A 13,590-nucleotide genomic window follows, 5' to 3' on the forward strand; every position below is an offset into this window, starting at 1 on the left:
GACGTCCTACTCCCTCTCCCCCGTGCCGCGGTCTGCGGCACCCGGCGACCGTCGCACCCGGGGGTCAGCGTGGCGTCAGCGCCGGGTCAGCGCGGGATACCCCAGCGGAGGTACCCGGACCGTCCCCGGCGGGGTGACGATCGCGGCGCCGGGCGGACCTAACGTCCCGGAGCATGAACGCGCTTCTCCGGCAGGCATGGCTGGCGGTCCGTCCACTGACGGCGCAGCAACGGTTTCTGGCCCGGTGTGGCACGCTGCTGCTGGCCTCCGGCGTGCTGCACGTGGCGGTGGCCATTGTGGACTGGTCGCCGTGGTGGGGCCCGGTGACGTGGCGCAAGCCGGTGGTGTTCGCGCTCTCGTTCGGCATCCTGGCCTGGTCGGCGGTGTGGGTGCTGCGCCAGCTCCCGGCGAGCCGCTTCGGCTGGGTGCCAGCCGGCCTGCTCGGCGGCGGCGCGGTCGCGGAGATCGCGATGATCACGACGCAGCGGTGGCGGGGCGAGCCGTCGCACTTCAACCCGGAGCCCGGCCTCGACTCGGCGATCTGGTCCGCGATGGCTCAGGTGGTGATCCTCGTGGCGGTCGCCCTCGCGATCCTGCTCGGCTGGGCGCTGCTGCGCTTCGAGGGCACGCCGGCCGCCCGCGTCGCGGTGATCGTCGGCCTGGCCGGCATCCAGGTGGCCGGGTACATCGGCTTCGACATGGCGGCCACCGGCGAGGCGGTCGTCGACGCCACCGGGCGGGTGCCGGAGTCGGTGCGGTTCGGCGCGGAGGGCAGCGCCAAGCTCGCGCACGCGCTCGGGCTGCACGGGCTACAGACCCTCGGTGTGCTGGCGGTCGTTTTCGGGCTGCGTCCACTTCCCGGGCGTACCCAGGTGTGGTTGATGGTCGTGGCCTCCGCCGGCTACGCGGGCGTCTTCGCCTCGGTGGCCCTCACCGCCTACGCCGGGCGGCCCTGGACCTCGCCCACGGCGGCGATGGCGCTGCTCGGGCTGGCCGGCGCGGCCGCGGTGGCGGCGGTGTACGCGTTCGCGGCGCGACGCCTGCTGCCGGTGCTTGGGCGGCGGCCGGCCGGCGTGGTGAGGTAAGGCGTGCACCGGCTGGCCGCGCTCGTCTCGTGGATCAACGGCCTGCCCCCGCGGGCCGTCGACACCGCCCTGGCCGCCCTCGCGGTGGCGCTGCTGGCCGGCGAGCGGCTCACCAGCACGCCGCCGCTGGGCGCGCGGCTGCCGGCGGCGCTCGCGCTCGCGCTGGTGATGGGCGGCAGCCTCGCCTTCCGGCGGGTGGCGCCGGTGGCGTCGTTCGCGGTCGGCACGGCCGCGCTCGCCGGCGACGCCCTCTGGCTGGAGCCGGCGGCGCTCTCCCCGGCGGTCAACCTGGTGGGCCTCTACTCCGTCGGCCGCGAGGCCAGCCCGCGCCGGTCGCCGTGGGGGCCGGTGATCATGCTGCCCGGCATCGCGGCGTACTTCTACAGCGAGCCCGCATCGCAGGCGATCGTGCCGCCCACCACGGTGTTCGTGTGGCTGCTCGTCTGGGCGGCCGGCTACGCCGGGGCCCGCCGCCGGGAGCGCCAGGAGAGCGACCGGCGGCTGATGCGCCGGGCGGCGGTCACCGACGAGCGCGCCCGCATCGCCCGCGAGCTGCACGACCTGCTCGGCCACACGATGAGCGTGATGCTGGTCCGGACCGGCGCCGCCCGCGTGGTCCTCGACGGCGACCCGGCGAAGGCCCGCGAGATCCTCGCCGGCGTCGAGCGCACCGGGCGGGAGGCGCTCGACGAGCTCGACCGCGTGCTCGGCGTGCTGCGCCGCGACGAGGGCGCCGACCTGCGCCCCGGCCTCGACGCGCTGCCCCGGCTGGTGCGGCGCACCGAGGAGGCGGGCATGCGGGTGCGTGTCCGGGTCGAGCCGGAGCGGCCCGAGCTGCCCGGCAGCCTCGACCTGTCGGCGTACCGGATCGTGCAGGAGGCGCTGACCAACGCGTTCCGCCACGGCCGCGCCGCCTCGGCCACCGTCACGGTGCGGTGCGACGGGCGGCGCGTCGAGGTGGAGGTCGAAGACGACGGGCGCGGCCCGCGCCCCGGCTACGAGCCGGGCCGCGGGTTGCTCGGCATCGGGGAACGGGTGGCGGTCTTCGGCGGCACCGTCGAGCATGGCCGCGGCGAGGCGGGCGGCTTCCGGGTGCGGGCGGTGCTCCCGGTGCCCACCGCGACCGCGGAGGTGGCGTGAGCGGGGCGAGTTGGCGCCCCGCCGACGAAGTCGGGGTTTCGGGGCGGCGGAGGAAGACGTCGCCGCCAGTGCCGCACGAGCGAGCGAACCGGGAGGCGGCGTGACCATCCGGGTGGTGCTGGCCGACGACGACGCGCTCATGCGTGCCGGCCTCACGGTCGTGCTCGACAACGCGACCGGCGTCGAGGTGGTCGGCGAGGCCGGCGACGGGCTCCAGGCCGTCGAGGTGTGCCGCGCCCGGACGCCCGACGTGGTGCTCATGGACGTGCGCATGCCCGGCATCGACGGCATCGAGGCCACCCGGCGCGTCGTCGCGGCCGGGCTGCCGTGCCGGGTGCTGGTCCTGACCACGTTCCGCCACGACGAGTACGTGTGGGGAGCGCTCCGGGCCGGCGCCAGCGGCTTCCTGCTCAAGCGGGCCTCGCCGGAGCGCCTCGTCGACGCGGTGCGGACCGTGGCGGAGGGCGACACGCTCCTCGACCCGGCGGTCACCCGCGAGCTCGTCGAGCACTTCGTGCTCTCGTCAGGAGCCTCGGGTGTGCCCAGCGGTGACGACGCGCGCCGGGTCGCGATGCTCACCCAGCGGGAGATCCAGGTGCTGCGCCTGGTCGCCGAAGGGCTGTCCAACGCGGAGATCGCCGACCTGCTGGTCATCGCCGAGTCCACCGCCAAGACCCACGTCAAACGCATCCTCGCGAAGATCGACGCCCGCGACCGCGCCCAGGCGGTGGTGCTCGCCTACCGCGCCGGCCTGATGCTCCCCGGCGCCACCCGGACCCGGGAGTAGCGCGCCGCTCAGGTGGCCGTCCGCCGCGGGGCGTGGCCGGTCTCGTAGGCGTAGATGACGAGGTGGACGCGGGTGGTCGCGTCGAGCTTCGTCAGCAGCCGGCTGATGTAGGTCTTCACGGTCGCCGGGCCGATACCCAGCCGGGCGGAGATGTCCGCATTGGACAGTCCCTGGGCGACGAGGGTGAGCACATCGCTTTCGCGGTCGGTGAGCTCGGCCGCGGCGGCGCGGTCGGCGGGTGCCGGGGTGTGCGGCGTGGTGGCGAAGACCTCGACGAGCTTGCGGGTGATGGACGGGGACAGCAGCGACTCGCCGGCCGCGGCGACCCGTACCGCGCGCAGCAGCTCTTCCGGCGGCGTGTCCTTGAGGAGGAAGCCGACCGCGCCGGCGCGGAGGGCGCCGAAGACGTACTCGTCGAGGCCGAAGGTAGTGAGCATGACGACGCTGGTGCCGGCGCAGGCCGGGTCGGTGGTGATGCGGCGGGTGGCCTCGATGCCGTCGAGGACCGGCATGCGCACGTCCATCAGGATGACGTCGGGGCGGGTGGCGCGGGCCAGCCGGACCCCTTCTTCGCCCTGGCCGGCCTGGCCGGTGACGGTGATCCCCGGCGCGCCGGACAGCAGGGCGACAAAGCCGGCGCGGACCAGCTCCTGGTCGTCGACCACCACGACGCGCAACCCGGTCACGTCGCCACCCTACGGTCGGCGTTCAGGCGCAGTGCCGCCTCCACCCGAAATCCCCCGCCGGGCAAGGGGCCGGTCTCCAGGCGGCCGTCGAAGAGCGCGACCCGCTCGCGCATGCCGGTCAGGCCGTAGCCGGCGCCCGGCGACGCGGCCGGGCCGGGGCCGTCGTCGTCGACGCGGACGACCACCTCGTCGCCGGCGAGGTCCAGCACCACGGTGGCGGTCGCGCGGGGCGCGTGCTTGCGGATGTTGGTCAACGCCTCCTGCACCAGCCGGTACGCGGTGATCTGGACGCTCGCCGGCGTGCCGCGCACGGCGTCGGCCACGGTCAGCGACACCGGCCCGTGCGCGGCACGGTGGGCGGAGGCGAGCAGCGGCAGCTCGTCGATGCCCGGACTCGGCGACAGCGGCGCGTCGGCGTGCAGGACGCCGAGCATCCGGCGCAGGTCGTCCAGGGCGCTACGGCTTGCCTGTTCGATCGCGGCCAGCGCGGGCGCGGCCGGGTCGCCGTCGCCGGTCTGGTGCCGGGCGACCGCCGACTGCACGGCGATCCCGGAAAGGGTGTGCGCGACAACGTCCTGGAGTTCGGCGGCCAGCCGGAGCCGCTCGGCCAGGACCGCGCGTTCGGCGTCGACGGCGGCCCGGCGCAGCGCCTCGGCGGCCCGCGCGGCGGCGGCGTCACGGTCCCGCCGCCAGCGCCGCACGATCAGGCCAAGGCCCCACGGGACCAGCGCGGCCGGGGCGGTCGAGTCCTGCAAACCGCCGCCGGTGGCGGGCAGGTCGAGCAGGACGACCAGGAGGTCGAGGGCGGCTATCACGCCCAGGCAGGCGGCCGAGACCGCGAACGGGCGCCACGCGGCGACGGTGTAGAGGGCGACGAACATAGCCAGACCGGGTATGTCGGTACGGGCGTCGACGAGCGTCAGCAGCAGGGCGGCGCCGGCCGAGACGGCGAAGACCCGCACCGGCGCGGTGCGGCGCAAGGCCACCGACAGGCAGCCGAGCAGCACCAGCCCCACCACCGCGACCGACGGATCGGCGTAGTCGTGCGCGACGGACGGATCGGCCACGAACACGTTCGTCAGCCCCAGGACGGCCAGCGCGGCCGCGAGCGCCGCGTCGACGACCCGATCGTCGACCTGCTTGCGGGCCGGCTCCGGCGGCGGTGTGACCGGCTCGGCCACCGCGGCGTCCGCGCGCAGCAGGCCCAGCATCCGGCGCAGGTCGTCCAGGGCCGCCCGGCTCGCCCGCTCGATCGTGGACAGCGGCCCGTCGCCGGCGCGCAGCAGGTACCGCGCCGAACCGGCCTGTACCGCGATCACGGTCAGCGTGTGCGACACGACGTCGTGCAGCTCCCGTGCGATGCGCAGGCGGTCGGCGAAGACCGCCCGCTCCGCGGCGACGGCCCGCGACCGCTCCGCCGCCAGCGCCCGGGCCCGGGCCGCGTCGCGGTCGGCCCGCCACCGGCGGGTGAACCGCCCGATCGTCCACGCCGTCGTCACCGCGAGGAAGTCGAAGACGGCCAGCGGATGCTCGAAGTACGGGACGCGCAGCACGACCAGCAGGCCGAACCCGGTGTACGCGGCGGCGAGCGCGACCGACGCCGGCCGCCGGCCGCGGTGCGCGGCGACCGCGTACAGGCCGAGCATCAGGCAGAAGGCCGCCTCGCCGACCCGGTACGACAGTGCGCCGAGCGCCGTTATGGCGACGGTGACGGTCAGCGAGACGGCCAGCGGCCACCGGCGCCGCACCACGAGTGGCAGCCCGGCCGCTACCGCGAGCAGCACGCTGACGGCGCCGGGATCGCGGAACTCGTACGCCACCGCCGGGTCGTCGGTCACCACGCTCGCCACGGCCACCGCGGTGACGGCCAGGCCGAAGGCCGCGTCGAGCAGCTGCTCGCGACGGCTCAAGCCTCGCGCGGCGTCCATACCCGGCAGCGTAGGCGTGCCGCGGCGGCACCGGTTCCACCGTGCGGCGCCCCCCGCGTTCCGCCCTGAGGGGGAACCGCGGGCGCCGATCCGACCGCGAGCGGAGCCGGCCGGCCCGCCCGGTGGCGGCTGCGCCGGGGCGGGTGTGTGGGCGAGGGTTCGAGGCGCCAACGTCCGGGTTGGCCGTCCGCACCCTATGGAGGAACCGATGTCCACATCCACCCTGGCACCCGACACCGGGACCGCCGGTGCCACCAACCGCACCGCCGTCATCGCCGCCGCCCTCGTGGGCGCGGTCGCGTCCGCCGGGTACGTCTCCGGTGTCGTGTTCTCCAGCGGCATGAGTGACGCGGAGGCCCAACGTGCCCCGCTGACCGTGGTGGAGTCCCTGCTGACCGGCGGCGCGTACGTGGTGCTCGCCATCACCCTGACGGGCCTGGCCGCCGGCAGCCGCCTGCCCCGCTGGCCGCTGGCGCTGTCGGCGGCGGCGTGCGCGTTCGTCGCCATCCAAGCCTGGACCGTCGGCACCGTCTTCGCCTGGCTCGCGACCGAACTGCCCGAAGCCCAGCTGGACGCGGTCGGCCAGGACACGTTCCTGTTCGGCCTCTTCATCTACCCCATGGGCGTGCTCTGCCTGGCCGGTTACACCGCGCTGGCGATCGTCGGCTGGCGCCGCGGCGCGTTCTCCCGGGGCGCGAGCGTCGTGCTGGTCCTGGCCGGCCTCGCCGCCCTGCTCGGCCCCTTCCCACCCACCGGTCTGCTCGGCGCGATCGGCATCGCCTGGCTCGCCCGCACCCTGAAGAGTCGGTGACTCAGGCGATGCCGGTCAGGGTGGCGAAGACGATGACGTTGTCGGGGTACTCGCCGCGGACCGGGTCCCAGCGCCCGCCGCAGGTGACCAGCCGCAGCTGCGGAGTGTCCGGGTCGGCGTAGACCCGGGCGGTCGGAAACGCGGTCTTGGCGAACTCCTCGATCGACGTGACCGTGAACAGCGCGGTGCGCCGGTCCTCCCGCGTCACCTGGATCTCGTCGCCGGGCGCGATCCTGGTCAGGTACCAGAAGACGGCGACAGCCTTCTTGGAGTCGACGTGGCCGACGAGGACGGACGCGCCCCGTTCGCCCGGCGCGGGACCGAGGCGGTACCAGGCGGCGCGGTGGGCGCGCTCGTACGGCGGTGTCTCGATCGTGCCGTCCGGCCGCAGGCCGACGGTGTCCAGCGCGGCGCGCAGGTTGATCGACGGGATGACGATCTTCGTGGGGGCCGACCGGTCGAGGGCGGGTGACCGCCGTGCCAGCACCGCGCGCAGCGGCTGGCCGGTCGGCGACGGCGACGGCGGCGCGACGACGAGTGGCGGCGGGCCGTCGGGCACGAGGCTCGCGGACCGGATCTGCCAGATGCCGGCGGCGGCCACCAGGACGGTGGCGGCGCACCCCGCCCACCAGGCGATCCGGTGGGCGGGGTGCGGTGCGGGCCGGTCAGGCGCCACGGCGGCGCCGGCGGGCCAAGACGAGGCCGAGAGCGCCCGCCCCGGCGAGGGTCAGGGCACCGATGCCGAGGGCCATGCCGCCGGTGGTCGCGACGCCGCCACCGCCGCCGGTCTCCGGCGCGCCGCTCGGTACGACCACCGGGCCGGTCGTCGTGTCCGCGCTCGGCACCGGGCCGGGCGTGGTCGGCGTCGGCCCGGGTGACTCGGACTCGCTCGGCGACGGGCTGGGCGACTTGCTCGGCGACGGGCTGGGGCTGCTGGACGCCGGGCAGGTGTGCGTCAGGTTGAAGGACTTGCCTTCGCCGGTGATCTCCGCCGTCGCGGCGGTCAGCGTCCAGCCGGCGGGCGTGGTGATCCACGCCTTGCTGGTGCCCTTGTCGTCCACGATCGCGCCGCCGTCGGTCGGGATCGTCAGCGAGCCGTTCGCGCCGAACGTGGCCGTCACCGAGACGAACTCGCCCTTGTTTCCGGGCAGGACGAAGACCCACACGTCCTTGTCCGGGAACGGGCCGCCGCCGAAGTCACAGCCGTGGTCTTCGTGGTCCTCGGCGGTGGTGGGCACGTTGCCCGGGTTGATGCTGATGGTGGCGGCCCACGCGGCGGTCGACGGCCCGAGGGCCAGGAGTCCGGCGGCAGCCAGTACGGCCAACCGCGCCACCCAGAAGCGAAACACAATAATACCCCCGTATACGGACAAGCTCGACAGAGCTTACGTCTACGGGGCCGGAGTCCCAGGTCAGCGGGCGGCGTGTCGCATGTGGAAGGTCACCCGACAGCGCCACCGGCCTTCGCGGGTGCGGAAGGCCGGTGGCGCCCGAGCCCTACACCTCGGAGTCGAAGACGTGCGCCTCCTTGCGCCGGCGCAGCGCGAGCAGTGCCGCGCCACCGGCCACCAGCGCGACACCCAGCACCGCCGTCGCCAGCACCGCGCCGCCGGTGACCGGGAGGCTGCCGCCGCCGGCACCGGCGCCGGGCGTGCCGGACACCGAGCCGCCCGGCGTCGCCGGCGACGTCGTGCTCGGCGACTCCGACTGGGACGGCGTGGGCGTCGGCGTTTCGCCGCCGTTGCCGCCGCCGGCCGGGCAGGTGTGGGTGAGGTTGAACTTGTCCGCGGTGCCGCTGATGACGGCCGTCGCACCGGTCAGCGTCCAGCCGGCGGGCGTGGTGATCCACGCCTTGCTGGTGCCCTTGTCGTCCACGATCGCGCCGCCGTCGGTCGGGATCGTCAGCGAGCCGTTCGCGCCGAACACGGCCGTCACCGAGACGAACTCGCCCTTGTTTCCGGGCAGGACGAAGACCCACACGTCCTTGTCCGCGAACGGGCCGCCGCCGAAGTCACAGCCGTGGTCTTCGTGGTCCTCGGCGGTGGCGGGCACGTTGCCCGGGTTGATGTCGACCGTCGTGTCGGCCCAGGCGGGTGACGCCGCCGCCAGTCCGACCACCGCCGCCGTCCCGGCCACCGCAGCCAGCCGCCCCCACCAACGTGTACCCATCGCGAGATCCCCTCCGAGCATGAATGTCGCGACGATGTCAGCAGACCGGCGACAGCCGGCGCGACCCGCGATCGGACCGACACCGCGGCGCGATGGGACGCCCGCCGCCGACGTCCGGACAGACTTCGCGGGAACGCCCGATTTCCGGTAACGCGGCTCCGCCGTTCTTGCGTCGACCAGGCTCAAGTACGGCCGTGTCTGCCCTGCTCAGGGACGTTGTAGCCTGCTCCGTCGGCACTTCCGATGATGCGACGGGACCGGGCTTTTGCAAGACCAGGACGACGAACTCGCCGTGGCGCTCGACGCCGCGCTGCGCGGAGACCCCGCCGCGTTCGCCGTCCTGTGGCGGGCGCACCAGCCGCCCCTGCTGCGGTACCTGCGCGTGATCGTCGGCGAGAGCGCGGAGGACGTGGCCTCGGAGACCTGGCTACAGGCCGCCCGCGGCCTGCGCGGCTTCACCGGCTCGCCGGCCGGGTTCCGGGTGTGGCTTTTCACGGTCGCGCGCAACCGCGCGATCGACGAGCGCCGGCGCGCCCGCCGGCGTCCGGAGGAACCCCGCGACCTGGCCGAGCGGGACCTGCCCGGCAGCCGGCCGGACGTCGCCGACGAGGTGCTCGAACGGTCCGATGTCGACTGGGCGCTGCGGGTGATCGCCACGCTGCCCAAGGACCAGGCCGAGGCCGTGATGCTGCGGGTCGTGGCCGGGCTCGACGTGGCGCAGACCGCGCAGGTGCTGGGCAAGCGGCCGGGCGCGGTGCGGATCGCCGCGATGCGCGGGCTGCGCCGCCTCGCCCAGCACGACGAGGTACGCCGGCGCCGGGGCGATCCGGGTCACACGGACGGGGTGTAACGCGATGCGAGGCCGGGACGCATTTTCCAACGCCATGGGTACACCACGCGGGCCCCGGATCGGGCCGGACGACGCCGAGCGCCTGCTCACCACCGGGCGCGATGCGGCGCACCCGGGCCTGAGCCGGCTGCTCACGGCCGCTGCCGCCGCGCCGCGGCCGGGCGAGCTGGCCGGGCTCCGCGCCGCCGTCGCCGCGTTCGAGCAGGCCGGTCCGGCGGCCCGGCCGACGGTCGTGCCCCGCCGGCGCCGCGCGGTGCGCCCGCTCGCGGCCGCGGCCGCGCTGGCCGCGATGCTCGCCGGTGGCGTCGCCGTGGCCGCCGAGACGGGAAACCTGCCGGGAGGTCCCGTCACGGAACGCAGCACCCCGGCGACCGGCGCGCCGCCGGAGAGCACCCGCCCGGCACCCGAGCGCGGCCCGAGCGGCACCCCCACCGCCCCGTCGCCGCCGGCCGAGCGCGGCAGGACGGTCAGTCCGACCCGGCCGGCGCCGACCGTCCACGGGCTCTGCCAGGCGTGGGAAGCCCAGCGCCGCAACCCGAACGGCGCGCCGATGGCGGCCGAGGCGATGCGCGACCTGGCCGCGGCGGCCGGCGGCGAGAACCGGATCCCGGCGTTCTGCGCCACGGTGCTCGCGAGGCCGGGCACGCACCCGCCGACGCCGAGCCACCCCGGCGGGAAGGCACCGGGCAAGCCGACACCGAGCCCGGCCAAGAAGGGGTAGGCCGGTGAAGCCGGTCTTCGTGGACCGCACCGGACAGCGCCGCCGCCTCGTCCGGGTCGCCGGGGCGGCCGCCGGTCTGCTGCTGGCGCTCGCCTCGCTGTTGCTGGTCGCGGGCTTCACCGGCGCCGGGCCGGGCCACCTGCCGCTGTTGCCGCAGCCGGCGGGTGGCGCGCCGACGGCCCCGCGCTCCCCCGCCGCGACGAGGCCGGCACCCGCGCCCGCGCGGGCCACCGTCCCGGCGCCGGCCGACCGGCCGTCCACCGTGCCACCGCCGACCGCCACCGCGCGGGTCACGCCCACGCCGACGCCGAGCCGGACCAACCACCGCCGGGTGCCGACGCACACGCCCGGCAACAACAGACCGTCGAAGCCGAGCTGAGATGTCCCGGCACGTACGGCGGCGCGAGCCGCGCGCCCACTGGGTGCTGCTGGCGCTCTTCATGGTGGTGCTGCTGGCCGGCCTGTCCTTCAACGGGTACGTCTCGCACGCCGGCGCCGAGGGCAGCGGCCCCGACCTGACCGGCGACGCCAGCGGCCCGGCACCGGCGGAGGTGACCGGAGCCGGCCCGGTCCTGCGCGTCGCACCGGACGGCACCGTCACCAGCCGCACGATGCCGCGCCGGACGATCGCGCTGACCTTCGACGACGGCCCCGATCCACAGTGGACGCCGAAGATCCTGGACGTGCTCGCCGAGCACCGCGCGCACGCCACGTTCTTCCAGATCGGCTCCCAGGTCAACGCCCACCCCGAGCTGGCCCGCCGGGTGGTCGCCGAGGGGCACGAGATCGGGGCGCACACGTTCAGCCACCCGTGGCTCGCGGACACCCCGGCGTGGCGCCGGGGGCTGGAGCTGACCCTCACCCGCAACGCCATCGCCGCCGCGACCGGCCGCGCGCCGGTGCTGGTCCGGCCGCCGTACTCGTCCGAACCGGCCGCGGTGACGGCGGCCGACTTCGCCGCGATGCGGCAGGCCGGCGGCGCCGGCTACCTCACCGTGCTCACCGACCTGGACACCGAGGACTGGCGCCGCCCCGGCGTCGCGGAGATCGTGGCGAAGGCCCAGCCGGCCAAGGACCGCGGCGCGGTGGTGATGATGCACGACTCCGGCGGCGACCGCACGCAGACCGTCGCCGCGCTCGACGCGCTGATCCCGAAGCTCCAGGCGCGCGGGTACCGCTTCACCACCGTCTCGGAAGCGCTCGCCCTCCCGCCGGCCGCCGAGGCCTCCACCGGGCAGCGGATGCGCGGGCACGCCCTGGGCTGGGCGCAGACCGGCGGCGCGTGGCTGAGCCGCGCGCTGACCGTGCTGATGGTCGCCGCGGTGGTGCTCGCGGCGGTACGCCTCGCCGTCCAGTTGGTCTGCGCCCGCGTCCACGTGCGCCGGGTACGCCGCCGGGCCCGCGAGCCGCTGCGCTACCTGGGTCCGGTGTCGGTGGTCGTCCCGGCGTACAACGAGTCGGCCAACATCGCCGCCACCGTCAAGTCGCTCGTGGCCAGCGACTACCCGTGGGTGGAGGTGATCGTCGTCGACGACGGCTCGACCGACGGCACCGCGGACATCGTCGAGCGGCTGCGCCTGCGCGGCGTCCGGGTGGTCCGCCAGGCCAACGCCGGCAAGCCGGCCGCGCTCAACACCGGCATCGCGCACGCGCGCGGCGACATCCTGGTGCTCGTCGACGGCGACACGGTCTTCGCGCCGGACGCCGTCGGCCGCCTCGTGCGGCCGCTGTCCCACCCGGACGTCGGCGCCGTCTCCGGCAACACCAAGGTGGCCAACCGCCGCGGCCTGCTCGGCCGGTGGCAGCACCTGGAGTACGTGATCGGCTTCAACCTCGACCGCCGGATGTTCGAGGTGCTGCGCTGCATGCCGACCGTGCCCGGCGCGATCGGGGCGTTCCGCCGCGCGGCCGTGGTGGACGTCGGCGGCGTGTCCGGGCAGACCCTCGCCGAGGACACCGACTTCACGATGGCGCTCATCCGGGCCGGCTGGCGCGTGGTGTACGCCCCGGACGCGATCGCCTGGACCGAGGCGCCCGCCTCCCTCAAGCAGCTGTGGCGCCAGCGGTACCGCTGGTGCTACGGCACGATGCAGGCGATGTGGAAGCACCGCCGGGCGCTCGTCGAGCGGGGCGCGGCCGGGCGGCTGGGCCGGCGCGGCCTGGGCTACCTGCTGCTCTTCCAGGTCGCGCTGCCGCTGTGCGCCTGCATGGTCGACGTGTACGGCGTCTACGGCCTGCTCTTCCTCCCCCCGGCCAAGGTGGCCGCCGTGTGGGCCGGGTTCACGCTGCTCCAGGTGGCCACCGCCGCGTACGCGCTGCGCCTGGACCGGGAACGCTACGGACCACTGTGGACGCTGCCGTTCCAGCAGGTGGTGTACCGCCAGCTGATGTACCTGGTCGTCATCCAGTCGACGGTCATGGCACTGGTCGGCGACCGCCTGCGGTGGCACCGCATGGTCCGGATCGGAGCGGTCGCGCAGCCGGATGCCGTGCGGATACGATCACGCTCATGACCGACACGCCCACCGATCCCGTCGCCCACAACCGCCGCGCCTGGGATCGCGAGGTGGAGCAGGACAACGAATGGTCGCGGCCCGTGTCACCCGAGGTCGTCGCGAAGGCGCGGGCCGGCCAGTGGTCCATCGTCATCATCGGGTACGAGCCGGTGGACCCCACCTGGTTCCCACCGGACATCGCCGTGTGTGACGTGCTCTGCCTCGCTTCGGGCGGCGGGCAGCAGGGCCCGGTGCTCGCCGCGGCCGGCGCCCGGGTGACCGTCTTCGACAACTCGCCCCGCCAGCTCGCCCAGGACGAGATGGTCGCCGAGCGCGAGGGGCTCGACCTGCGCACGGTGGTCGGCGACGCCCGCGACCTCGGCGCGTTCCCGGACGCCTCGTTCGACCTTGTCGTCCACCCGGTCTCCAACCTCTTCATCCCCGAGCTGGCGCCGGTGTGGCGCGAGTGCCACCGCGTGCTGCGCCCCGGCGGCACGCTGCTGTCCGGCTTCCTCAACCCGGACGTCTACCTATTCGACGCGCACGCGCTGGACACCCGCGGCGAGCTCGTCGTCCGCCACCGCCTGCCGTACAGCGACCTCACCCACCTGGAGCCCGGCGAGCGCGAGCGGCTGTGGGGCGCGGAGGCTCCGCTGGAGTACAGCCACACGCTCACCGAGCAGATCGGCGGCCAGATCGCCGCCGGCTTCACCATCACCGGCTTCGCCGAAGCCCCGCACCACTCGGACGCGACGGCCGGCTGGCTGTCCGGCTACTTCGCGACGAAGGCGGTAAAGCCCGCCGCCTAGACATCACCCATCTGCCAACCGATCGTGGTATCTAACTGTCCCTCCAGCGACGGATACGTACCACGATCTGCTGGCGTGACAGGCTGTGCGCGAGCTTGGCCCGCTTGCC

At 75.2% G+C, this 13,590-nt stretch carries 14 protein-coding genes; 9 read left to right on the top strand and 5 right to left on the bottom strand.

All coding sequences use genetic code 11. The annotated features are described in order from the left end of the window. The first annotated feature begins 173 nt into the window (after nucleotides 1-173). The 3 genes from AC5L36_RS21590 to AC5L36_RS21600 all read left to right on the top strand — a co-directional run bounded on the left by AC5L36_RS21590 (nucleotide 174) and on the right by AC5L36_RS21600 (nucleotide 3,012). Complete coding sequence (locus tag AC5L36_RS21590) at nucleotides 174-1,085, top strand: hypothetical protein (RefSeq protein ID WP_441218334.1); 912 nt, start codon at nucleotides 174-176, stop codon at nucleotides 1,083-1,085. A 3-nt stretch (nucleotides 1,086-1,088) separates the two neighbouring features. Continuing rightward, nucleotides 1,089-2,225: a sensor histidine kinase gene (locus AC5L36_RS21595; protein ID WP_441218335.1), complete on the top strand. Its 1,137-nt coding sequence runs from the start codon at nucleotides 1,089-1,091 to the stop codon at nucleotides 2,223-2,225. A 100-nt stretch (nucleotides 2,226-2,325) separates the two neighbouring features. After that, nucleotides 2,326-3,012: a response regulator gene (locus AC5L36_RS21600; protein WP_441218337.1), complete on the top strand. Its 687-nt coding sequence runs from the start codon at nucleotides 2,326-2,328 to the stop codon at nucleotides 3,010-3,012. Nucleotides 3,013-3,020: 8 nt separating this feature from the next. On the opposite strand, the gene AC5L36_RS21605 is transcribed toward AC5L36_RS21600, so the two are convergent. Beyond that, on the bottom strand, nucleotides 3,021-3,698 hold the full coding sequence (locus tag AC5L36_RS21605; protein ID WP_441218339.1) for a response regulator: 678 nt from the start codon (nucleotides 3,696-3,698) through the stop codon (nucleotides 3,021-3,023). Further along, the gene (locus tag AC5L36_RS21610) at nucleotides 3,695-5,626 is read right to left on the bottom strand and encodes an ATP-binding protein (RefSeq protein ID WP_441218341.1); all 1,932 of its coding nucleotides are present in this window, start codon (nucleotides 5,624-5,626) and stop codon (nucleotides 3,695-3,697) included. The genes AC5L36_RS21605 and AC5L36_RS21610 overlap by 4 nt, the downstream gene beginning before the upstream one ends. A gap of 208 nt (nucleotides 5,627-5,834) precedes the next feature. Here AC5L36_RS21610 and AC5L36_RS21615 point away from each other — a divergent pair, with 208 nt between their 5' ends. Then, nucleotides 5,835-6,437, top strand: coding sequence for a hypothetical protein (locus AC5L36_RS21615; protein WP_441218342.1), 603 nt, complete (start codon nucleotides 5,835-5,837; stop codon nucleotides 6,435-6,437). A gap of 1 nt (nucleotide 6,438) precedes the next feature. Here AC5L36_RS21615 and AC5L36_RS21620 read toward each other — a convergent pair whose 3' ends face one another. From AC5L36_RS21620 to AC5L36_RS21630, 3 genes are all read right to left on the bottom strand, one after another. Then, the gene (locus AC5L36_RS21620) at nucleotides 6,439-7,113 is read right to left on the bottom strand and encodes a class F sortase (protein ID WP_441218344.1); all 675 of its coding nucleotides are present in this window, start codon (nucleotides 7,111-7,113) and stop codon (nucleotides 6,439-6,441) included. After that, nucleotides 7,103-7,762 carry a hypothetical protein gene (locus AC5L36_RS21625; protein WP_441218346.1) on the bottom strand — a complete coding sequence of 220 codons (660 nt, stop codon included), beginning with the start codon at nucleotides 7,760-7,762 and terminating at the stop codon, nucleotides 7,103-7,105. Before AC5L36_RS21625 ends, AC5L36_RS21620 begins: the two co-directional genes overlap by 11 nt. Nucleotides 7,763-7,934: 172 nt before the next feature. Then, nucleotides 7,935-8,606 (bottom strand): LPXTG cell wall anchor domain-containing protein, encoded by a 672-nt coding sequence (locus AC5L36_RS21630; protein WP_441218348.1) that lies wholly within the window; start codon nucleotides 8,604-8,606, stop codon nucleotides 7,935-7,937. 265 nt (nucleotides 8,607-8,871) lie between these two features. Between AC5L36_RS21630 and AC5L36_RS21635 the strand changes: the two genes are divergently transcribed. From AC5L36_RS21635 to AC5L36_RS21655, 5 genes are read left to right on the top strand one after another with little or no spacing between them, the layout of a single operon-like run. Then, complete coding sequence (locus AC5L36_RS21635) at nucleotides 8,872-9,456, top strand: RNA polymerase sigma factor (RefSeq protein WP_441218350.1); 585 nt, start codon at nucleotides 8,872-8,874, stop codon at nucleotides 9,454-9,456. Between the two features lie 34 nt (nucleotides 9,457-9,490). After that, the gene (locus AC5L36_RS21640) at nucleotides 9,491-10,177 is read left to right on the top strand and encodes a hypothetical protein (protein WP_441218352.1); all 687 of its coding nucleotides are present in this window, start codon (nucleotides 9,491-9,493) and stop codon (nucleotides 10,175-10,177) included. A 4-nt stretch (nucleotides 10,178-10,181) separates the two neighbouring features. Then, a complete protein-coding gene (locus AC5L36_RS21645; protein WP_441218354.1) occupies nucleotides 10,182-10,556 on the top strand; it encodes a hypothetical protein in 375 nt (124 codons plus the stop codon). Between the two features lies 1 nt (nucleotide 10,557). Beyond that, entirely contained in the window at nucleotides 10,558-12,690 is a 2,133-nt protein-coding gene (locus tag AC5L36_RS21650; protein ID WP_441218356.1) for a bifunctional polysaccharide deacetylase/glycosyltransferase family 2 protein, read from the top strand. Then, nucleotides 12,687-13,481, top strand: coding sequence for a class I SAM-dependent methyltransferase (locus AC5L36_RS21655; protein ID WP_441218358.1), 795 nt, complete (start codon nucleotides 12,687-12,689; stop codon nucleotides 13,479-13,481). Before AC5L36_RS21650 ends, AC5L36_RS21655 begins: the two co-directional genes overlap by 4 nt. Nucleotides 13,482-13,590 lie beyond the last annotated feature (109 nt).

Source organism: Phytohabitans sp. LZ39, assembly GCF_059359075.1.

Coding starts and splice junctions, on each gene's coding strand:
- AC5L36_RS21590 (WP_441218334.1), top strand. CDS start 174: ATGAACGCGCTTCTCCGGCAGGCATGGCTGGCGGTCCGTCCACTGACG.
- AC5L36_RS21610 (WP_441218341.1), bottom strand. CDS start 5,626: ATGGACGCCGCGCGAGGCTTGAGCCGTCGCGAGCAGCTGCTCGACGCG.
- AC5L36_RS21615 (WP_441218342.1), top strand. CDS start 5,835: ATGTCCACATCCACCCTGGCACCCGACACCGGGACCGCCGGTGCCACC.
- AC5L36_RS21630 (WP_441218348.1), bottom strand. CDS start 8,606: ATGGGTACACGTTGGTGGGGGCGGCTGGCTGCGGTGGCCGGGACGGCG.
- AC5L36_RS21640 (WP_441218352.1), top strand. CDS start 9,491: ATGGGTACACCACGCGGGCCCCGGATCGGGCCGGACGACGCCGAGCGC.
- AC5L36_RS21650 (WP_441218356.1), top strand. CDS start 10,558: ATGTCCCGGCACGTACGGCGGCGCGAGCCGCGCGCCCACTGGGTGCTG.
- AC5L36_RS21655 (WP_441218358.1), top strand. CDS start 12,687: ATGACCGACACGCCCACCGATCCCGTCGCCCACAACCGCCGCGCCTGG.